The sequence below is a fragment of the Sphingobacterium sp. ML3W genome (assembly GCF_029542085.1).
In the GTDB taxonomy this organism is placed as follows: Bacteria; Bacteroidota; Bacteroidia; order Sphingobacteriales; family Sphingobacteriaceae; genus Sphingobacterium.
On sequence record NZ_CP107036.1, the window covers coordinates 3,976,272 to 3,997,884 of the forward strand.

The 21,613-nt window shown below is 39.5% G+C and carries 12 protein-coding genes; 6 read left to right on the forward strand and 6 right to left on the reverse strand.

Features of this window, described 5'->3' with window-relative positions; translation table 11 throughout:
- Nucleotides 1–10 precede the first annotated feature (10 nt).
- Nucleotides 11–3,430, reverse strand: coding sequence for a DEAD/DEAH box helicase (locus OGI71_RS16820; protein WP_282250431.1), 3,420 nt, complete (start codon nucleotides 3,428–3,430; stop codon nucleotides 11–13).
- 79 nt (nucleotides 3,431–3,509) lie between these two features.
- Entirely contained in the window at nucleotides 3,510–5,246 is a 1,737-nt protein-coding gene (locus OGI71_RS16825; protein WP_282250432.1) for a hypothetical protein, read from the reverse strand.
- A gap of 786 nt (nucleotides 5,247–6,032) precedes the next feature.
- Between OGI71_RS16825 and OGI71_RS16830 the strand changes: the two genes are divergently transcribed.
- Entirely contained in the window at nucleotides 6,033–7,106 is a 1,074-nt protein-coding gene (locus OGI71_RS16830; RefSeq protein ID WP_282250433.1) for a S41 family peptidase, read from the forward strand.
- Nucleotides 7,107–7,143: 37 nt separating this feature from the next.
- A complete protein-coding gene (locus OGI71_RS16835; protein WP_282250434.1) occupies nucleotides 7,144–8,235 on the forward strand; it encodes a DKNYY domain-containing protein in 1,092 nt (363 codons plus the stop codon).
- Nucleotides 8,236–8,272: 37 nt separating this feature from the next.
- On the opposite strand, the gene OGI71_RS16840 is transcribed toward OGI71_RS16835, so the two are convergent.
- Complete coding sequence (locus tag OGI71_RS16840; RefSeq protein ID WP_282250435.1) at nucleotides 8,273–8,413, reverse strand: DeoR family transcriptional regulator; 141 nt, start codon at nucleotides 8,411–8,413, stop codon at nucleotides 8,273–8,275.
- A gap of 271 nt (nucleotides 8,414–8,684) precedes the next feature.
- Here OGI71_RS16840 and OGI71_RS16845 point away from each other — a divergent pair, with 271 nt between their 5' ends.
- The gene (locus OGI71_RS16845; protein WP_282250436.1) at nucleotides 8,685–10,148 is read left to right on the forward strand and encodes a hypothetical protein; all 1,464 of its coding nucleotides are present in this window, start codon (nucleotides 8,685–8,687) and stop codon (nucleotides 10,146–10,148) included.
- Between the two features lie 99 nt (nucleotides 10,149–10,247).
- Here OGI71_RS16845 and OGI71_RS16850 read toward each other — a convergent pair whose 3' ends face one another.
- The 3 genes from OGI71_RS16850 to OGI71_RS16860 all read right to left on the reverse strand — a co-directional run bounded on the left by OGI71_RS16850 (nucleotide 10,248) and on the right by OGI71_RS16860 (nucleotide 16,876).
- Nucleotides 10,248–12,140 (reverse strand): alkaline phosphatase, encoded by a 1,893-nt coding sequence (locus OGI71_RS16850; RefSeq protein ID WP_282250437.1) that lies wholly within the window; start codon nucleotides 12,138–12,140, stop codon nucleotides 10,248–10,250.
- Nucleotides 12,134–13,690: a RagB/SusD family nutrient uptake outer membrane protein gene (locus tag OGI71_RS16855; RefSeq protein WP_282250438.1), complete on the reverse strand. Its 1,557-nt coding sequence runs from the start codon at nucleotides 13,688–13,690 to the stop codon at nucleotides 12,134–12,136. Before OGI71_RS16855 ends, OGI71_RS16850 begins: the two co-directional genes overlap by 7 nt.
- A gap of 99 nt (nucleotides 13,691–13,789) precedes the next feature.
- On the reverse strand, nucleotides 13,790–16,876 hold the full coding sequence (locus OGI71_RS16860) for a TonB-dependent receptor (RefSeq protein ID WP_282250439.1): 3,087 nt from the start codon (nucleotides 16,874–16,876) through the stop codon (nucleotides 13,790–13,792).
- 272 nt (nucleotides 16,877–17,148) lie between these two features.
- Between OGI71_RS16860 and OGI71_RS16865 the strand changes: the two genes are divergently transcribed.
- The 3 genes from OGI71_RS16865 (at nucleotide 17,149) to OGI71_RS16875 (ending at nucleotide 21,594) form a co-directional block, all read left to right on the forward strand.
- On the forward strand, nucleotides 17,149–18,942 hold the full coding sequence (locus OGI71_RS16865) for an alpha-L-fucosidase (RefSeq protein WP_282250440.1): 1,794 nt from the start codon (nucleotides 17,149–17,151) through the stop codon (nucleotides 18,940–18,942).
- Between the two features lie 370 nt (nucleotides 18,943–19,312).
- On the forward strand, nucleotides 19,313–21,187 hold the full coding sequence (locus OGI71_RS16870) for a PAS domain S-box protein (protein WP_282250441.1): 1,875 nt from the start codon (nucleotides 19,313–19,315) through the stop codon (nucleotides 21,185–21,187).
- A complete protein-coding gene (locus OGI71_RS16875; protein WP_282250442.1) occupies nucleotides 21,187–21,594 on the forward strand; it encodes a response regulator in 408 nt (135 codons plus the stop codon). The genes OGI71_RS16870 and OGI71_RS16875 overlap by 1 nt, the downstream gene beginning before the upstream one ends.
- The last annotated feature ends 19 nt before the right edge of the window (nucleotides 21,595–21,613 follow it).

Consider the following 21,613-nt stretch of genomic DNA (forward strand, 5'->3'; position numbering starts at 1 on the left):
TTATAATTGGTTACTCAAATAATTTAAGCAGTTCTTCTTTGCTAATAGACTTCATTAGGTTGGCTTCATCCAAAATCACTCCTTCAGCCACTCGTTTTTTACTTTCTTGAAGTTCCAAAATCCCTTCTTCGACAGAATCCCGGCAAACAATCTTATAAGCCATCACATGTTTATCTTGACCAATGCGATAACAACGATCTATTGCCTGAGCTTCAGCCTGTGGATTCCACCAAGGATCCAAAATGTAAACGTAGTCCGCAGCAGTAAGATTTAAGCCCGTTCCACCAGCTTTTAGGCTGATCAGAAAAACACGGCATGCATCTTCATTTTGAAATGTTTCAACCGCTGATTGCCGTTGCTCCTGGTTCATCCTACCATCGAGATAGGTGTACCCTATATTGTACTTTTCGATCCGTTGACCGACGAGTTTGAGCATAGAAGTATAGGATGAAAAAAGAAGAATCTTATGATTGGGAGCTACTTCTTCCATGATTTCATCAATAAAATCCAATTTGATAGATTCATTGGCTAAACCGTCATCTTTCATTAATACGGGTGAATTACACAGCTGTCTTAATTTCTGTAATGCCTCTATGGCCAAGAATTTGGATTTTGAAGAGTCTTCTCGGTTTAAATTTTCTTCAATTTCCTCTCGATATTTTTTACGATAGTTATCATAGATTCTCCGTTGTCCGTCTTGCATATCCAAATACAGAATAGTCTCCGTTTTATCTGGTAAATCTATTGCGACCTGCTTTTTGGTTCTCCTCAGAATAAATGGAGCAATCATCTTTTGCAAATTCATGAGTGGCGTATCGACTTCCTCCCCCTCTCCCATAGACTTAAACATTTTATTAAAATTTCTGTAATTCCCAAAAAAGCCGGGATTAACCATAGTCATTTGTGCATAGATGTCCTGAATACCATTTTCAATTGGCGTGCCCGTCATCGCAATTCGAAATAACGCTTTAATGGAGAAAAGGTATTCGAACCGTTTAGAATTTCGATTTTTTACCATCTGAGATTCATCCAAAATCATATAACTGAATGATTGAGATTGAAGAAAGGAAAAGTCTGTCATCGCTGTCCCATAGGTTGTCAGCACAATTGATGCTTTTGCTAATGTCTCTTGGTCCTTTCTTTTCATACCATGATAAACATAATAACTTCGTTCCGGAGCAAATTTTTCAATTTCATTTTGCCAATTGAATAGCAATGAATTAGGAACAATAACAATGGAAGGGTCTGCGTCTGGATTATTTTGATAATAGTATTCCAATAAAGTAATTACTTGTAATGTTTTTCCAAGTCCCATATCATCCGCCAGAATACCACCCCATTGAAATTCTTGGAGGAATCCCATCCAACTAAAACCAACCCTCTGATAGGGTCGCAACGTTGCTTTGACAGTATCCGGAACATCTAATAAAGGAATTTCGGTCATATTGGCTAATTTATCTCGCCGTTCTCTTGTACTATCATTAATAATCTTGGGATCTATTTTTTCTAATTGTGTTTGAAAAGAGATCAATTGAGCTGAAGTCAAAATAATGTATGGATCTTCTACACGTGCCTGAGCAAATAAGGGGATAAAAAGGGATTTCAAAGAATCGCTGATATAGATATGGTCTCCATTATTGATCTTGAACCAATTTTTCCTTTCAAATAAATACTGCTCAAACTGACTCGGTTCTAATACTAATTTCCCCAGTTTAAATTTTATGTTGATATATAATAAATTTGATTGAGACTTCAGTTCCACCACTTCCCATTTTAAAGAGAAAGGATAGTAACTAGATCCTTTAACTAATCCCGTAAGTTTAAGCGTTATCTGATGATCTTGACATGCCTTTCGAAGATTATTTATCCAATTTGTTCGGGAAATTAGGGATGTTCGCAGCTCCCAAGTATGAGCGGAAACCTGTTCTTCAAAAGATTCGTGTTGATTTTTGATAAAATTGCTAAAGATGAGTTCCTCTTCTACATTTCGCTCTTGAACGCAAATTTCATTATCATCATAAGTTAAAATAGTTGTGCTTGGCATCTCAACAATTGGTAGGCTAACTGTCCCAAAATCTATGGATGCTTTCAAGAGCAGTAGATCATCCTGAAGCGATACCTCTAATATTTTCGTCTCCTCAATTGTCTTTTTAATTGCGGCATGATCTTTAAGCGTTTCATTTTTATAGGCTATCGGGAGGTGCTGAGCTATTGGACACAATAGCTCTTCGTAAAATTTAGGAATGTCTTGGCGCAACACAAAAATTTTGAATGCGGAATGTCTAAATTGATTCAGCAATTTTCCGACTTGCATATCGTCAATAAAAAGTACATTTTTGGTACCTAATTCCACAAAGAAACTATGCACATCGCTCAAAAACTTGATTTTCTTTAACAAATTACCTTTATAATAGGCCAGTAGCTCCATCAATAAACCTTTTTGATTCTCCACTACTTGAATCTTAAGCTTAAAGTCGCCATTCGCAATTTTCAATTTATATGATTGATTGAAAGCAGAGCTATATCGGAATTGGTAGTGTCTTAGACCGAAATTATTCGTATGGGAATAGAAAAAGGTCACTTCATCATGACACAATTGATTTGAAATGAGATCCCTCCATAAATCCATTATTTGATAATCCCGTTCATTTTGTTCAACGCTTGAAAGTTCATTTGGTCTGATCATGTTAAATGCAGAAGCTCCTAGCTGCAACAACTTCTTTGCGACTGCATCAAGCATCATTTCATGGCATGTAAGACGTCCGGGATGCGGCATGTCATCTTTTAATAGATAGCTTTCTTTAAAAACATCTTTTTTCTTTTCTCCACTTAAAAATGGAAGAAAAAAAGGTAGTTGATCAATCGTATTATTAATCGGAATTGCAAAAATAAATTTGCCTTCCGATTTACAAATTGAAGGGTCGATTGAAGATATTTTATTACTAGCCACGTGACATAATTCCGATGGCGCATGAAAACCATAAATGCTCCCATATTCGGCTGCCGCTTTGATTTCAATTTTCGTTATTCTCTTATGTTCATCCTTAATAGATAGACCAAATAGTTCTCGTTGGTCAGGATGGGGTAAAAACCATTTTGGATCGTATAAATGAGAAAAATAATATTTATTCCCACCTAATTTTTCACGCAATAAACCATAGACATGTTCACATAATGTCGCGTCCATTTTCCCACATGAACAATTTACTTTCAAATGATCGGCGGTCAACGTGATCAGGACACGAATATTTCCCTTACACAAACTCTCGAACACATACCTATTATTAAACACACTCTCTTCTAGAATTATCTTAAAATCCCAAGTTAATCTTGCAGATTTTTCGTTAAAAAATCTTTTCAGATAGACGATAGACAGAGATTTTTCTTGCTTATTTTGCCATGGTATCGTTACATCTATTTCATTTTTCATTGGTTTATGTTTAGTTATAATGGTTTAATTTTATAAGTCTACCATACCTAGATGAGCATCTAGCCTTTTATTGTGAGCTTCAATTTATTTTAATTCCCGATTTCATTTCCATATACCTTAAACTCTGCTCACATAGGTCAGCAAAAAAGGCTATAATCCGACTAGCGTTGGATTTAAAATACTCCATTTCCAGCTGGTCCAATTCAGGAGGCAGCTCATATACCCGCCCTTTCATATCTTTTAATAGCTCCTGGTACAATAGGGCTTCAGAAGGTTCATTTGAGGTAAAAAAATCGCTTACTTTTTTATCACAGATACAGCTCCATTCCACCAACTCCTCCAACGTTGCATTCATTGGCGTGTAACCGATCCGTAGGTAGAGGTAGCTATGTATTCCGATCAGGATCAACTGATTTAACAACAGCACCGCCAATTGCTTGCTCGAAGGGCGAGCATCAGAAAATATGGCCAGCATATCGTGCATGAGCTTTGCATTACGTATCCAGACATTTGTCGTTTTAAATAGGGTGTCGGGCCAATTTACAGGAGTTAGCGAATAGGTTGGCTTATAGCCCGGATTGCGGTAAAGGACAACAGAGTCATTCCAGATCGTTTGCGAAAAGCGACTTCCTATATTTAATTTCGCTGCGATAAAGCTGCTGCTTAAAAATGAAATAACTGCTGTCGCCCGACCAAAAGAAACTTTACGGAAGTAACATTGTCCAACCCATTTTTTTATAACAACCAAGTAAATGCTGACGCTTCCAACATCTTTTAGGGGATAGTCGAATAACCCCTTTCCATGAGTTTTACTCACATAATAATTGAGCAACATCATCTGTTCAGCCTGATTGTCCCTGCGAATCTGATAGAGAAGCTGCTGTATATCCGACTGATACTGTTCAGGCCAGGGGAATGCGTGAAAAGTAGATGCAGCGACCAGCGTTTCCTGTTGTGCTATTTTAACTTTTTCTTCTTTCGCCAGTTTAGTCTTTGCTAGCTCAGCTTGGATGGCAGCTTCAGTCGCTATATTCTTTTCGTATTCGGCCTGCAATTCCTGCATAAAGTAACGGAAGAGTTTTTCTATCGCCGTTTGCATAACTGCACAATGATCGTATAACTGTGAGGCTGCTATAGCGGAAATCTCCAGATCTTTATTTTGATTGACAGCATTAAAGGAAGTATCCAATAAGCGGAAGCGCTCTTTCTCTTCATCGCCTTCACCCATAAATACTTTTTTAAACATCGAGAAGTGCGTGTCAAGGCTTCTTATTCTACTGTCCAGACTGTGTACATTATTTCCTTTGGCTTCCACCATCACTTGCAGCAATCTTAAATGGCTTTCCATACTCTGATGAACCATATATAATGCACGGAGATAGTTTGCCGTATCGGCAAATGTCTGTGCCGCCTGTAAAAATTCCGCGGAAGCAGCCTGCACTTTTTGGTAATGCTTATCAGAGAGATCCAGTATACCCCTTATCTCTTTCGGTTTACTCATTGCGGTATTGTTCTCACCAGAACTAAAAATCTCATGCTTGGCTAAAGCCGCATAACAATAGAATAAACTTCCCATCTTGATCTTGTTTTTCAGTTCAGGGGTAAAAATCAATTCAAATGAAATACGTTCCTGATCCAACAGACATAATTCCACAATAGGTTTTAATATCTTATGCGAAAGTCCACTCACGGGTTTAAGCGTTAAAACTAAGTGCTGATATTCTTGATCCAAAAACTGATATTTAACGAGATAAACCCGATCGAGATCCATACGTTGAGCTAAACGGTCTATGATCAATTGATTATTAATTTCCATAATAATGACTTAATGAATATAAAATTCTACAACATATAGCCTACTGAACAACAAATGGTTAAAACCTATTATTGTAAAAAAACAATAGCTATATTGGAAAAAAAACAGAAGTGACTACCAAGGTGATTAAATAGAAAATCAACAGGTAAAATGCATTCGCGTTTGCACCTTGGTTTATTTTAGGAAAGGTCGGCAATCAACATAAAAAATCGTATCGAAATTTCAAATGTACTTGTGAAATATAGCTAATCTGTTTGCCGACAAAGAGACAGATAAGATACTGGTGCATCATGTTATTCAAGAAAACACCATTACAATACAAATATATAGATTATATATACAAATGTAATAATTAAAAATATCTTATACAAATGTTTTTTAGAATAACATAGTTTCTCTATGAGTAGCATACGTCTCTTTCACTATAGGTTCCTATCGCTCCTTTAGGGCGTATTTAGCCCCGCTCAAAATATGGTATCATCCCTAATGAGATACTTGATCTTTACTTAGCCAGTACAACAGGGCTGCTTTATCCGATTTTGTTGTTCCCTTTTTTTCTATTCCTGCGAATAGGATAATATTTATTAAATTATTGTTATGTTTAAGGGTAGATTGCGAGAACGGGAATTGAAGATCATCAGGTTTTGCAATTTATCATAAACGAATCATAAATAGCCATAAGCGAATCGTAAACCTCTATCGAATGCGATGTTAATGTATCATATTTTTATAGCAAATTAAAATAGTACCATTATATAAGAAGTATAGCGTCTAACAAACCGACAAATGACCTTAAAACAAATACTTTTATTCTTTTGTATTTCATTTCTGATCTATCCGATATTCGGTCAGACCAACTGCAACTGTTCACAGGCACTCAAACAATTAATCAGTAAAATCGAAACAGAATATCCGGGCTTTCCGGAAAAGGTAAAACGTCACAACGATTTATACCAAGCCAAAAAGAATATTCTGAATAAAAAAAGTCTCAACGCAAAAAACGAAGCGTGCACAGCTCTTTTGCAGGAGTATCTCGATTTTTTTCAGGATGAGCACATTGTTTTAAGATCATTGACTGCAACACAGAAAAAAGTCCCCGAACCTACGGTGAATCCGGCTGAGCTTGAAGAAGAAGTGATGGCCAAAGCAATTAATCCCGAGGTTTTCTATATTAAGATCGGCAGTTTTGCTTATGAAAATATCGCTCCGGTAAAGGATTTAATAGCAAAACATAAGGAACAGATTGAACATAGTAAGGGACTGATTATCGATATCCGAAATAACGGTGGTGGAACGGATGATGTATACCAACCCATTTTACCCTATGTCCTGACAAATCCGATACGGATTATGAGTGTTGAATTTTTTGCTACCCATACCCTAGTCAATGGCCTCCGTGATTATGCCCTTAAGAATATAAAACAGGGGCTGGACTCCATTGCGGAAGCGAAAAAGATCGAGAACGATCTAAAAGAATACAAAGATAATATCGGAAAATTTGTACTCTATGGTGATAAAAAAGTACTTATCGATACGATAGCACTCAATAAGAAAAGCCCGACCCAAGTTATTATTCTAGCCAACAGAAATGTGGCCAGTTCAGGTGAAAATTTCTTATTCAGCTGCCGTCAAAGCAAAAAAGTAAAGATTATGGGCACGCCTAGTATGGGTGCACTGGATTATGGATCCATACGGGAGTTTAAATTTGGCTGCGATAATTATCAACTGTTTTTGCCAACCTACAGGTCGGCACGGCTACCGCAATACCCCATTGACAATATTGGCGTACAGCCAGATATCTATTTGGATGAATCCGTCCCTGATTGGATTGATTTTGCTGTCCATTATATCCAGGAGTAGGAATACATCATCAGGAGCAAATCATAGAAAGGAGAGTATGAAAAATATTTTTAAAATGGGAATTATCAGCACATGCATTGGCTTGTTCTTCTCCTGCAAAGAGCAGGTCAGCCCTTTGTCTGAAGACTATTATAAAAAAAGTGGAGCGATCTATTTTATCCCCGGAGGTAATGGTTTTGAACGCGGTTCAAGAAAGACGGAAGCAGATGTAAATAGTTTTTCTGTGATCAAAGGCGTCTATGCACGTGATAAAGACAATATCTATTTTATGGGTTGTCCACAACAATTCGTTGATGCAAAGACCTTTCGATTGAAAGGAAAGATTCCCATCGATCAGTCTCACGTATTCGATTTCAATGGCTCTCCATCAGCTACAGGAGCATGTAGCAAACAACAGCTTACCGTCGTGACAGGTGCGGATCCCGAAACGTATATTACCTTATATGATACAATCCCATCCCTATCTAAAGATAAATCACATTATTTCTACAATGCCCAACCATTAGCTGTTGACTACGCTTCATTTAAAATTTTAAATGAAAATTTTGTAAAAGACCAAAATAGGCTTTATGTGGTCACTCAGAAAAGTATCAATCCGCTCAATTACACAACGGATAAGATTGATGTACTTAACAATGAATACATCATTTTGGATGGTAAAAAATTACTTTATTACCAGCCATATCAGGGTATCGGTGTACTTGAAACGACTTTGCCTTCGACCAATAAAATTAAATTACTTGATAGAAAAACGGTAATCATTGATCAATTAGTGCTCATTGAAGGAAAGAAATTTGAATTCGCTGATGTTGATGCCGACAGTTTTAAAATATTGGAAGGAATTGGTGGAAACTCTTTTTGGTCCAGAGACAAAAATCATATTTATTATAATGAACAGCTCCTGACAGAGGCAGACCCAAAAACTTTTGAAGTTCTTAGGCGCGCTGTCGCCAAAGATGCCAGACATATTTTCGTCGGTGATAAAATCTTTGAAGGCCCCGATGTCAAAAGTTTCAGAAGTGTAGATAAAGCAGAAGTAAACCACGATTTTGAAGATGATCTGGGCAACAAGTACTGGTACCGACCCAAGGAGGGAGATGCAGAACTTGTTCCGGTAAAGAAGAAATAATGATATAGTTTAAATCTATTATTTTAGAACCGGTCGTCTAACTAAGTATAAGTTTATAATGTACTGATCTTCCAAACCCAATTTGTTCTAATATACCTTGCTCCTGCAGGTATTGTAGATCCCTTGTTGCAGTAGCTTTTGAGGTCCTCGCAATAGACATATACTTTTTTGCGGTCACACGCTTATGCCAATTTCAAATTCTAATCGGCTCATCGAAAAAATAACACACTGTCAAAAGGCCCCAACTTCCTAATATTACAATTGATCAAGTCGCTTCATAATCACTGAATTCGGCTATTTTTCCAAAGGCTATTTTCGTCTACTTTAGCCTCAGGATCACAGCATTTTGCATGAATCCCATCATAAAGCGTTGCATTGGCACAATGAGCATATACGAAACTTTTTGTTGCTCCTTTAACAGTGAACGCTTTCAATTAAAAAGAAAAAAGATGATCAAATCAGTATTAGTAGGTTTAATAACTATTCTTTGTATGACAGCCTGTGCACAAGAGTCTACCATAAATCCATCCTTGGAATCTATCCATTGGATTCCGATGCAGACCAAGGACAAACAATTCGTCTATGTGGACAGTTCGCTCCAGCAGCAGCTGACACAAAAATTCTACGGGGCCGAACCCTTTACCCCAACTGGTTACGCTATCGTCTCCAATGAGAAGAACCAGCAGGCTTTAATTAATTCAAAGGGAGATTTTATAGAACATTATTCTGATACCGATCTTGGGCTACAACCACTAGGTCAGGTGACGCTACTCATGAAACGTCGGGAGCATGAGAAAAAACTGCCTTTCTGGAACTGGAACTGGAATATCATGGGTGGTGGTGTAAAAAAAACAGCACCCTATGTTAAGGTAGAAATCCGTGTGCTTGAAACCGATCAGATCCTGTTGGACAAAGATATTCCCTATGACGAAAACGAATACAATTCGGATGCATACCATTTGGATGATAAACATTTTGTCCTAAATGGGAACCTTTATGAACTAAAAAATCAGTATCTAAAAAAGCTTAGTACAAAAATTGATATGATTTTGGAAAATGGCCGATATATTCCTCCTGCTGAAAATCGTTTTGAAATCTACGATATTCAACATAAGCAGCCTATTTTTTCCAATCTAGTCGGTGTGGATAAAATAGATTTGCTCTGGAACGGCCAGCCCTTACAGTTGGATTCCATCAATCAGGATCGCTATAAACCAACAGTGCCCAAATTGTTAAAAGACAACAACACAGGTGCCATCTATGTTTTCCCGCAATATGAGAAAGCTTTGCCAAAACAAATCAAACAGGCTACCACCGAACAGATCGCTTTTCTGAAAGAAGTTTCTCTCGTATATTCTGTCAACAATTCGCCTTACTTTATTCTGGGAAGATTTAATTATGACCACGAGGTATGGGCTTATGACTGGCTGTATCTTGACAAGGATGGTAATTTATTGGATGAGATCAACGTCAAGGATTTCTTTATTTTGGATCAGGTAGGTTATCTGGTCTGGCCGGATAAGCATATGTTATTTACAAAGAACGCCCTTGAAAAAGATTGGAAAACGGGAAAAATAAATTATGTTTATCAAACAGAAGCATTATATCTTATCAACGTCAAAAAAGGTGAACAGGATCCAACGATGGGCCTCTGGAATGCTAAGACCAAAACATGGGATCTAGCGCCAAATTTTCAGCATATTGATATCTTGAATGGCCGACGACAGATCTTTGCCTTACAGATGCAAAAAGACGGTCCTTTTACCTTGTACAATAATAAAACAAAACAGCAGATCGGTACAAAAAACTACGATACGATCAACCCAAGTGGTCTGGTGCGGGTAAAAGGCAAAGGAAATGAAGATAATTATTATCACATAGACATCTATACCGGAAAAGAGTACAAGGAGTAATCTCATGTGCATGAGCAGAAGTACTTAAGGTATCAAAAAAAAGCCCCGTTGTGATTTGACACACAAACGGGGTGAAAAGTGTAAAGGAAATTAAAACTTTTACTTCACAGCTTCCAGTAGTTTATGGAAAATAGCTGTATTATCGTATACCCCCCGAAATAAGAACGAGCGGGCTCCATAAGCAAATACTGGAACGAACGCATTCGTATGATCGTTGCTGCTAAAATTAACCATCACACGTCCTGATTTACGGTCAGAATCCAGCAATGTAAGTCCGCCGGTTTCATGATCTGCAGTTACAACAACCAGCATCTCTGGATCCTGATCGGCCAACTTTAGGGCTTCTTCGACAGTTTTGTCAAGATCCAATGTTTCCATGACCGAATATTTGAGGTCATTCGCATGGCCGGCATAGTCAATCTGCGCAGACTCTGCCATCAGAAAGAATGGTTTATCATCGCGGGACAGAAACTTTATGCCATCCAGCATGGATTGTTTTAAAATCGTTGATCGACCATCTTTCACAGGCTTAAGAAGTTCGTCCGACAGGAAGACAATCTGCTTACCACTGGATTGATCGATCTGATCTTTTACAATCGAAACACCAGCGTATCCTTTCCAGTCACTTCTCTTCTGCAACCAGCCGGGTTTTCCGCCCAAAATAAAATCCACTGTGGAATGTTGGAACTGTCCTAAAATGGATTCGCTCTCATTCCGTTCCTGCTGATGGGCATAGAATACTGCGGGAGTGGCGTCTGTCACATCACCGATGCTGATCACTCCTGTTTTCCATCCCTGATCGGCCAGCACTGCAGCTACGCTGGGCAATGGCTTACCGTTTGAATCGACAGCAATTGCGCGGTTATTTACTTTCCGCCCTACAGCGATGGCTGAACCTCCGGCAGCGGAGTCGGTATTGTCCGAATTCAATGCCTCGGTCTGTGAAAGTCCGACTGTTTTGATCTGTGTCATATTGAGCGCGCCACCATTGGCCAATGTCGCTGCTTTTACAGCGGCCAGCCCCATTCCGTCCCCAATCAAAAGCAGAATCCGCTTCACCTTACGGTCCTGACCGTCATATTGAAAACTCGGTGTATAGATCGCCTGTGGTTTTACCGATTGGAAAGATGACCGTTCACGCTGATCAAGAAATAATTCTAAGGTCTTGGGATGATCGGTATTGATCCAGTACACGCCGAGATTAATAAGCTGCTGCCAGGCATTGGGACTGTCGTGTGTTCCGTAAAAACGAAAACGGAGTCCCAGTGAATCTGCCTTGGCGACCGCCTTTTTGATGGCCGGAATATTTTCGGGCAATCCCTTACCGTTCCAGTCCGTATAATCCTTTAGATCCGCACTGATCAATCCGGTCTGCGCCAGGCTTGCTGCATCGTAGCTCCAATTGACTTCACCATCAAAAAACAGCCATTTGGGATAATCCTTAAATCCATCTGGCTTAGGTCTCCCGCCTGTTACGATTACTTTAACCCCATTGGTATTTTTAAGCGGATTGAACAGATCTCCATATTGTTCAAGCGCTTTGACAAGAATTGGCAATACCTGTTTATAGTTTTCTTTGACGTCGATAAGCAACTGTAGCTTTTTTGCTTTGTCAGCAAAGGCTGTTCCGCCATTTTTGCGATATAGTGCAGCCACAGGATCCAGATAAAGTGCATTGAGCGTATTCTCCGTTTTGATTTCCTTTGCATCATGCGCAACCATCAATTTACCATTGCGCAGAAAAATATCCGCTTCAATGGATTGCATTCCCGCATAATAGGCTGTGTAGAAAGGCTGACTCTGCCAATAATCGTTATGACTATGTCCAGCATAGTTGATCGCCCCCGCCTGTCCTTTTTCACGGTTGAACATCAGCTGCTCAAATTTCTCATTGAGTGTTTGTGCGGAAGCCCCTAAAGGTCCTCCACACAAGCCAGCGATTAGCAATAAGCCTCCCAGTTTATTTCGGGAGACTTTTAGAACTTTTACCATCCTTGATTCTGTTTAATCAGACCTGCACTATTATCCACTTCCCTACGTGGTACCGCCCACACGTGGTGAGTTTTTGGATCAAATTTACGACCCGCAAACTCAACCGGCATGCCTGAACCATTCTTCATCGCATAGGTATGAAGCGGCTTGGCATAAGTTGCCTCAGCATCGCCCCAGCGCACTAAATCACGGTGACGGTCTGAAAACTCACCAGCTAATTCATTACGGCGTTCGCGTTTCAGATCAGTCAATGTCATCCCTGTCTTTTCGAGAAGGTTGGCACGTTTACGGATCATATTAAGCTCTTTATCTCCAGCACCGCTACCATTAAGCATAATCGAAGCTTCCGCTTTAATTAACAATATCTCTGCAAAACGGATCAAAGGCACATTTAGATCTGTAGCCATATGATTTCCATTGGGACTCACATGCCCAGTTTTTACTGGATCAGTGTGCGAGAAAGGTTCCATATACTTATTGAACTGCATGTCACAGGTTGCTGAACTTGCCGGTTCGAATATCCGCTCCTTGCCAAAGAAAACAAATTTATCGCCCGGTTTTAGAATAGTTGCTTCACGACGTTCATCACCCGCTTCATAAGAATCATAAAGTTCCTTTGTCGGCATATAATACCCCCAGCCATTGTAAAATCCCCAGGCACCATTGGTCAGCATAACACCGGGTAAAATCGATCCCCAGCCATCTGTACCTGCTGCTGTACTTGTGACAGACCAGATATATTCAGGGCCCCAGTTATTTGCCGCTTTAAAGACATCTTTAAAAGTAGGTGCAAGCCCGCGTTTACCTTGATTGATCACCATATCGGCATAAAGGATCGCATTTTTATAATCCTTCTTATACAAGTACATTTTGGAAAGCACAGCCCATGCCGCTACCTTATGCGCACGGCCATAATCCGCTTCTTCCAATTCATTGAAAAAAGGCAGCTGATCAGCAGCCTCTTTCAGCAACTTTTCAATATGACGATAATTTTCTTCGATATTGGCCGCTCTAGGTGTCGCCTTTTCGTTGTCCATATTTTCAACGGTGACAATAGGCACACCAGCCCGTTCGTCCGCATAATTCACAGCCAACTGAAAGTACATATAGCCCGCATTAAAATTAGCTTCACCCAAGATACGTTTCTTTAACGCTTCATCCATGGAAATCGAAGGAACATAACGCAAGATATCATTGGCCTGCTTGATAATCGCATAACGCATTTGCCATTGTGATTCTGTATAGCCGCCACCGATGTAATTGCCGTTAAACGTACGGATATTCTCTGCCTGCGCATTGTTCCTCCCGGTGACCATATCGTCGCTGGCATTCAGGAACCATGCAAATCCACGACCATAGAAATCTTCTTCATCATAGAGGTAATAGAGCCCATTGGCCCCTTTTATCGCATCTTCTTTTGTTTTCCAAAAACTTGCCTTTGAAGGAGCTCCCTCTGGCAGGATATCCAATTTGTTGGTACAAGATTGAAAAGACATTCCCACGCTTCCTAAAAGCAGGGCAAAACATATATTTCGAGTTATTTTTTTCATTGGAGTATTTTTTAAATATTCACAGGACAATCAAGTTTAGTCATTCGGTTCACCGATTTGAAAAACCTATATCATCCTTCATTTTATCCAAATTTGAGATTAAAAAGTGACAGCTGCTCCCAACATAAATGTACGCGACTGCGGATAACGGCCCGCATCCACACCATAATTGTTCATTCCTACCTCAGGATCCATTCCTGTGTATTTCGTTACCGTGAACAGATTGGTTGCCGAAGCAAAGAATCGTAATTTCTGCAACTTATATTTTTGAGTCAGCTCCTTTGGCAGCGTATACCCTACAACAAGGTTTTTTAAACGTAGATACGATCCATTTTCCACATAGAAATCCGATACGTTGGAGAAGTTACCATTCGGATCTTTTACGGATACACGCGGTATATTTGAATTTGGATTGCTCTCTGAATACGCATTCTTGATCTCTTCAAACATATTGTAAGGTTGTCCAGAAGCCGCATTTAAACCTGTATATTTCAAGGTATTGAACAACTTATTCCCTTGTACACCCTGGAAAAAGATATTGACATCAAAGTTCTTGTAACTACCATTGAAGGTTACACCGTAGTTAAAATCCGGATAGGCACTTCCTAAAAACACACGGTCTTTGTCATCGATTTTACCATCACCATTTTGGTCGACAAATTTCATATCCCCAGCTTGGGCGTTAGGTTGTATTTTTGTTCCAGTACTGCCTTTATACTGCTCAGCCTCCTGATTGGATCTAAATAGACCCGCAGTTTCCAATCCATAATACGAATACAGTGGCTGCCCCGGCTCCGTCAACAAAGGTTTCAGTATGCCGCGATAGTCAACCTGCGAGGTTATTTTTGGAAATTCGTCAATTAAATAATCTACATTATTGGAGATCTTATTGACTGAAGCTGAAATATCATATTGAAAAGCTGCATCTGATTTACTGCTATAGGTCACAGCAAGTTCAATTCCTTTGTCCGTAACACGTCCACCATTGACAGTTTTGGTTTGCAAACCAGTTGTCCCTGCCAATGCGATGTCCATCAACATCCGATCTGTCCGCTTAACGAAATAATCCGCATTCAGAGTCAAACGATTATTTAATACACCAATATCTAAACCAATATTCGTCTGCTTCGACTGCGCCCATGTCAATATAGGATTGCCCATGATTTTTTCAACGTATCCAGGCATTAACGTTGGTATTTTACCAACCCAATTGTCTACACGCTGTAATAAAGGACTTACAGCCGTAGAAGTCAACGAACCCAGATTACCTAAAATACCATAACTTCCTCTTAATTTCAAGGTATTAATTACTTCGGAATCCGAAAGAAATGCCTCACGATGGATTGCCCAAGCTCCAGAAATAGAACCGTAATTTTGGAACCTGTTATCTTTTGCCACCAATGAAGTACCATCGCGACGACCAATCAAGGTCAACATATAACGATTGTCGTAGTTGTAGTTTGCACGTAAGAGGTAAGAAATTAAAGCTTGCTCAAGCTTACCATCTTCGATAGGTTTAATTCGTCCAGCATTGACTAAGTAACGGTAGTTTTTGGCTTCATCATCGAAATTTTCACCCACCACATTACTATAGTTTTCCGTAGTCTTTTGATACATATATCCTGCTAGGGCGTCGAAATGGTGTAGACCAAAATCTTTTTCGTAGGTCAATGTCTGCTCAGTCAAGATATCTGTCAGACGATTGGTATTAACGGCGAGGGAATTGGACATATTGGGTTTTCCAATTTCCGGAATACGTGCCGTAAATTCCTTGAAATCGGTGAATTGCTTCGTATAAGCAAAATTTGATTTAAATTTCAATCCAGGAAGCAATTTAAGCTCAATATAGGGATTAATCAATAGGTTATGTACGGGGTTATTGACATCCAATCGACTTAGGTAAGCTACCGGATTAATTACATCACCATAGGTACCCGGGCCATGATCCGACGGTAGTCCTGAAAACTTACCTACGGCATCATATACGGATATATTTCTTGGGTAGTGAATGGCAGATAATACAGCCCCCGTATAGCCGGAACTTGTATTGGCGCCCTGCCCGTTGGTAAAGGAGTAGGAAATATTCTCGCCCAATTTCAACCAAGGCGTCACCTGTGTCTGTGAATTTACACGGAAATTGTACCGTTTAGAATACGTATTGATCAATATACCTTCGGCATTTCGGTAGTTGAAGCCTGTGTAGAAAGAAGACTTCTCATTACCTGCACTTGCTGATAGATTATAATCCTGTACACGCGCCGTACGGAAAATTTCGTCTATCCAATCGGTACGGGTGATCTGCCCATCCGGATATTTGCTTGCATCAAAAGCTGGGTCACGTGCGACACCCGCATTGTCCGCCGCCTGATTGGAGATCATGGCACGGTCTGCTGCATTCAGCGCTTTGATCAAGTTGTGCGCCTTCTGTACGCCATATTTAGCTTCAAAATCAATTTTCAATTCACCACTCTTGCCACCTTTTGTTGTGATCAAGATAACACCACCGGAAGCACGCGCTCCATAGACGGCGGCTGCGGCATCTTTCAGCACACTGATATCTTGAATATCATTTGGATTGAGCTCTGGGGCTCTTGCCTGGAGTACACCATCAACAACGTATAAAGGCTGCTCACCATTGATACCGCCCATACCGCGGATATTGATACTCGGTTTAGACGTCGGATCCCCGCCCTCAGCTGTTACTGTAACACCCGGTGTCTTTCCTTGAAGCACTTCCCCTATCCCTGCCATTGAACGGCTGTTTGTACCTTTCAGATCTGTTGTAGCAACAGCACCAGAGACTGTACTCTTTCGTTGCGTACCATAACCAACCACCACTACTTCCTCCAGTTGACTGGCATCTTCGGTCAGGGTAACTGACAGGCTATTACCTGTCACCTGTTGATCCAATGGCTTGTACCCTACAAAACTAAAGCGAAAGGTTTCGCCTTGTTTGGCGGACAATTGAAATTGCCCCCTTGCATCAGTTACTGTTGTTTTTCCTGATTGAACGTTTTTAACGGTTACTCCTGCAACAGGCACGCCATTGTTCGCGACAACTGTCCCTTTAATTTGGTCCTGAAAGACACTGCTTCCGATGATGGAAGAAAACGGCTTTTTTACGGGGAATGCTTGTCCCTGATAGGCAATCCCAAGCGCCAGTGGTAGAATTAGAAATTTATTCATATGATTGATAATGTGTGGCGAAAGTAGAAATTACGGGTTATCACAATTTTAATATCGTGTTAACAAAATGTAAACCCGCCTCCAGTTTATTTAATCGGTATATTTTTTTTGGTTTTCATAAAAATATAAATTTTTTTTATGTCTTCAAATGTATGTACATAATAAAAATTCGATTTAGCAAGTTATTTTTCAAACCTTGCCCTATTCCAAAAGAATTGGATAGAGCATTCTGTTTTTTTACTTATCTTGTAATCCAAACAACAACAACCTTTATGATACCACAACTCAAAGGAATCGCGATTCTATGTTTATTGCTGATCAGCGCTTCCATACGACTTTTTGCTCAGGACAATGGAAAGGCGTATTGGTTTAAAGATGCCCGTTTTGGCATGTTTATCCACTGGGGCTTATATAGCGCTGCTGAAGGTATGTGGAAAGGTGAACCTCTACGGTATATGAATAATTATGCGGAATGGTTACGCTACCGCAACCGTGTATCGAAAGAAGAATATGGCAGTTTGGCCAAACGCTTTGACTGGAACAAGATAGATCCGGAAAAATGGGTGCTCCTCGCAAAAGAGGCCGGAATGAAATATATGATCATCACGACCAAACATCATGATGGTGTGGCACTATGGGATACCAAAGTCGGAACCTATAGCTTACCTAAACTGAGTGGCTCAAACCGCGATGTGATCAAAGAAATCGCAGCTGCCTGTAAAAAACATGGCATGAAACTCGGCTTCTACTACTCACACTGGATTGATTGGGAACATCCTTATGGCTGGAATCATCAGCAAGAGCTGTCCGGACATGTAACTGATGCCCAATACAACCAGTATTGGCAAGAGAAAGTAATACCGCAGCTTCGTGAACTTATGAGCAACTACGGCGATATTTCATTGATATGGTTTGATATGTGGATCCCTTATCAAAAATCCATCATCAAAAAAGAACAGTTACTTCAGGTCGTAAAATTGATCCGCGAGCTACAACCGAACTGCCTGATCAATTCACGCCTAGGTCTTCCGACAGATGCCGAAAATGTAGATTTCGAAACCCTTGGTGACAATCAATTTGGCAGCAACTATATTGCCCACCCTTGGGAGACACCAGGTACTATTGCCCACTCTTGGGGATATAATGGTCAGGAAAACGAGTGGAAATCAACAAGCCAGATCTTTCAATCATTGATTTCAAACGTCAGCCTCAATGGCGGATTTACCCTAAATATTGGTCCTAGGGCCGATGGAACCGTTCCTTACGAAAGTGTAAACCGTTTACATGATGTAGGATCCTGGTTAAATACCTATGGCAAAAGCATCTATGGTGCCACTGGTCTTTCTTTAAAAAACAACCATTTTGACTGGGGTTACCTGACCACAAAAACCGAACAAAATAAAACGGTTGTCTATGCGCATGTATTTAACTGGCCTTTGGATCACAAACTTCGTATTACAGGTATCAAATCCAAACCGTCCAATATAGCAATGATGAAAGGTAGCAGTTTGACTCCCCTGAACTATGAGCAGAAACTTAGCTCGATCCATATTGACCTACCTGTAGATCAACCGGATCATTATGTTTCGGAAGTAAAATTGACCTTTGATGGTCCCTTGGAACTGGACAAAAATACTGTCCCTGAATCCACTTTTGGTGGTTTTTCTCTAAAATCGACCAATAGCCTCAACAATGAACTGAAAATCGTACGTTATAATGGGAAGAATCCGACCCATGCTGTCCTTACAGGAAATACGAAGATCGACTGGGAAGTAACGGTTACAGAGGCCGGAACATATACGATAGATTTCTCTGCTCACAATCCCAATAAAGAAAATATCCCCTTCGAAATTGGCATTGCTAGCCAACAACTGAACGGAAGTTTTGAACCGACTAACAAAATGGTTGTCGAACCAAATGAAAACAACTACACCGAAGAATTTATAGAAAAACGTATCGGAACATTAAAATTTGATAAACCTGGTAAATATATCCTAACGTACAAAAGTCAACAGCAGCTTCCACTCTGGTTTAATTGGCTGTGGCTGGAAAAAACAAAAAATTGAGCTGTTTAGATTAAATAACTATTTAAAAAGGGGCTTATGATGTATTTATTGCCTTCATAAGTCCTTTTTCACTAATTAAAAACTGTGTTATATTCTTTTTCAATGAAGCCTCAATCAACAGTTTAAATCCATATTTTCAAATCATTTTTGATTGGATTAATTTTACAAAGGACTTATTTAAAATCCTCCAAAACCTTTTGTTCTTTTCCGCGTTACACATAATACCCTACCCAGCAACTCGTTATGCAAAAATTACCTATTTTAATATTTTTTTATTATTTTGTGGTAAAAGTTACCAATTTTGTAAATCGAGACCAGACTAGTCTCATATCTTATAAATGAGTAAATTAATCCTAAACATTGTTGGATAATGCATCTGCAACGGGACTCTTTATCTACACCTTCCGCTCAAACGCAACGTTCGGAGTTAGAAGGATTGATTACAACTTCGGAAGATGGAACCATTTTACATCTTAACTCACGCGCATGTGAACTTTTAGCCTTAGACGATAATGAGTCCAAGGGCAAAAAGCTCCATGAATTAATCACATTCTATTCATCCGAGGATGCATCCGCTCTCAGCGCGGAACACTCCCCCTTCCAAATCGCTCTTAACAACAATCAAGTCCATCAGGAAACAATCTTGGGAATCGCAATAGAAGACTCCTTTAGGTGGTTTGTATTTCATATTACTCCATTCACCGAAGAAAATAAGAGCCGCCTGCTGCTATCTTTCATAGATGTCTCCAAGCTTGTCAATCAGAATCAGGCATTAAAAGATAAACAACATCAGCTTCAACTACTGGTTGCCTCACTCAATGATATTGTTTTTGAAGTCTCCGATATGGGGGTATTTAAAAACTATTGGACAAACGATCCGAGCCTGCTATTTTATCCACCAGAGGAATTTCTGAATAAAAGTCTGATCGAACTTTTCCCGGCAGACTTAGCCATACCGACAATCCAACTGATCCAAAACTCATTAAAGCTTGACCGTGAGTTTAAAATGGAGTTCCAGTCTCCCTCCGAACAGCATAAAGACAGGTGGTATAGTTTACAGATAAAGCCCATTCACCGAACGCAAAACCGGGTCGCCTTGGTAGTTTCAGATATTACTAAACAGATTGAATCAACAGAAAAAATAAGATTTAACGAACATAAATTCAATCAGGCATTCCATTTCTCTGGTTTGGGTATTGCATTGACAAACCTCGATGGCTATTGTATTGAATCTAATCATACATTGACAAAAATACTTGGCTATACGCAGGAAGAAATGTCAACGATAAAATTCTCTTACAACACACACCCAGATGATGTTGAACGTGATATTGAACTCCATAGGAAGCTTATTCAGGGTGAAATTGAGAGCTTCACCATACAGAGGCGCTACCGGCATAAACTAGGGCATTTTGTATGGTGTTCAGTCACCATTGCAGCAGTTTTTGACAATGCCAATATGCCATTGTTTCTGATTGTTCAGGTCCAAGATATTTCCGAATCGAAGAAAAATATCGAGATATTAAAGCGACAGAAAATAGAATCTGATTTAGTTAAAATTGATCTTGAAACCAAAGTCAGACAATTGGAGGAATTTGCAAATATCCTTGCTCATAATCTAAAGGGGCCCCTGAGCAATATGCCAATGCTCATCGATGAACTCAAAATTTCGAAAGATGAAAAGGTGAAGGCTGATTTTTTAGATCTTTTAAAAATTAGCAGTGAACAACTCACCGAGACTTTACACGACTTGGGCGAGATCCTTGAATTGCGTTCAAATAAATCGCTTGTATTCGAAAATTGCTATTTCAACGATGTATATCTGAAAGTAAAACAACAGTATATTGAAGAAATACAATTGAAGAATGCAACGATTTCAGTAGAATTCAATGTAAAACATATTCATTACCCCAAAATCTATCTGGAGAGCATTCTAAGCAATCTCATCAGCAATTCCCTCCGGTTTACAGCCCCTGACAAAGCTCCACATATTGAAATTAGTACTTCCATGGTGGAGGATGGCACATTGCTAACTGTCAGGGACAATGGACTGGGCATCAATCTACCAAAATACAAATCTCAGCTTTTCATGTTCAAGAAAGTTTTCCATCGTGGTTTTGAAAGTAAGGGTATCGGATTATTTCTCACACGCTATCAGGTGGAGTCACTGGGGGGTAAAATAGATGTACAAAGTGAACCGAACGAAGGCAGTGTCTTTTCAGTCAAATTTTTAGAAAGAACGTAATGAATCAGGAAAACAAAAGAAAAATCATCCTCATAGACGACAACGCGATATTACGCACTATTTTTGGCTATATGCTTCAGGGATTTTCGGATTACCCTATTGAATTTTACCCATTTAAAAATGCATTGGATGCATTGGATTTTTTGGACACACATGATATCAGTGCATCTTTGGGGCAACCGATATTATTTGTTGATATCAATATGCCTTTTATGACAGGTTGGGAGCTAATGGACGTTTTAGAAGATAAAAGCGATTTTATTAATCAAACCAAGATTTTCATTATCAGCTCTTCCACGAGTAAAAGTGATCAGGAACAACTGGAAAATTATCCTTTTATAAGTGACTTTATCTTGAAACCTTTTGGTAAGGAGTTGTTATATGAAATTTTGAGACAGAGCTGTTAAAAGATTATCAGAAGCATTG

Bases quoted from the DNA above. Each gene is read 5' to 3' on its own strand.
- OGI71_RS16820 (WP_282250431.1), bottom strand. From the start codon at position 3,430: ATGAAAAATGAAATAGATGTAACGATACCATGGCAAAATAAGCAAGAA.
- OGI71_RS16825 (WP_282250432.1), bottom strand. From the start codon at position 5,246: ATGGAAATTAATAATCAATTGATCATAGACCGTTTAGCTCAACGTATG.
- OGI71_RS16830 (WP_282250433.1), top strand. From the start codon at position 6,033: ATGACCTTAAAACAAATACTTTTATTCTTTTGTATTTCATTTCTGATC.
- OGI71_RS16835 (WP_282250434.1), top strand. From the start codon at position 7,144: ATGAAAAATATTTTTAAAATGGGAATTATCAGCACATGCATTGGCTTG.
- OGI71_RS16845 (WP_282250436.1), top strand. From the start codon at position 8,685: ATGATCAAATCAGTATTAGTAGGTTTAATAACTATTCTTTGTATGACA.
- OGI71_RS16850 (WP_282250437.1), bottom strand. From the start codon at position 12,140: ATGGTAAAAGTTCTAAAAGTCTCCCGAAATAAACTGGGAGGCTTATTG.
- OGI71_RS16855 (WP_282250438.1), bottom strand. From the start codon at position 13,690: ATGAAAAAAATAACTCGAAATATATGTTTTGCCCTGCTTTTAGGAAGC.
- OGI71_RS16860 (WP_282250439.1), bottom strand. From the start codon at position 16,876: ATGAATAAATTTCTAATTCTACCACTGGCGCTTGGGATTGCCTATCAG.
- OGI71_RS16865 (WP_282250440.1), top strand. From the start codon at position 17,149: ATGATACCACAACTCAAAGGAATCGCGATTCTATGTTTATTGCTGATC.
- OGI71_RS16870 (WP_282250441.1), top strand. From the start codon at position 19,313: ATGCATCTGCAACGGGACTCTTTATCTACACCTTCCGCTCAAACGCAA.
- OGI71_RS16875 (WP_282250442.1), top strand. From the start codon at position 21,187: ATGAATCAGGAAAACAAAAGAAAAATCATCCTCATAGACGACAACGCG.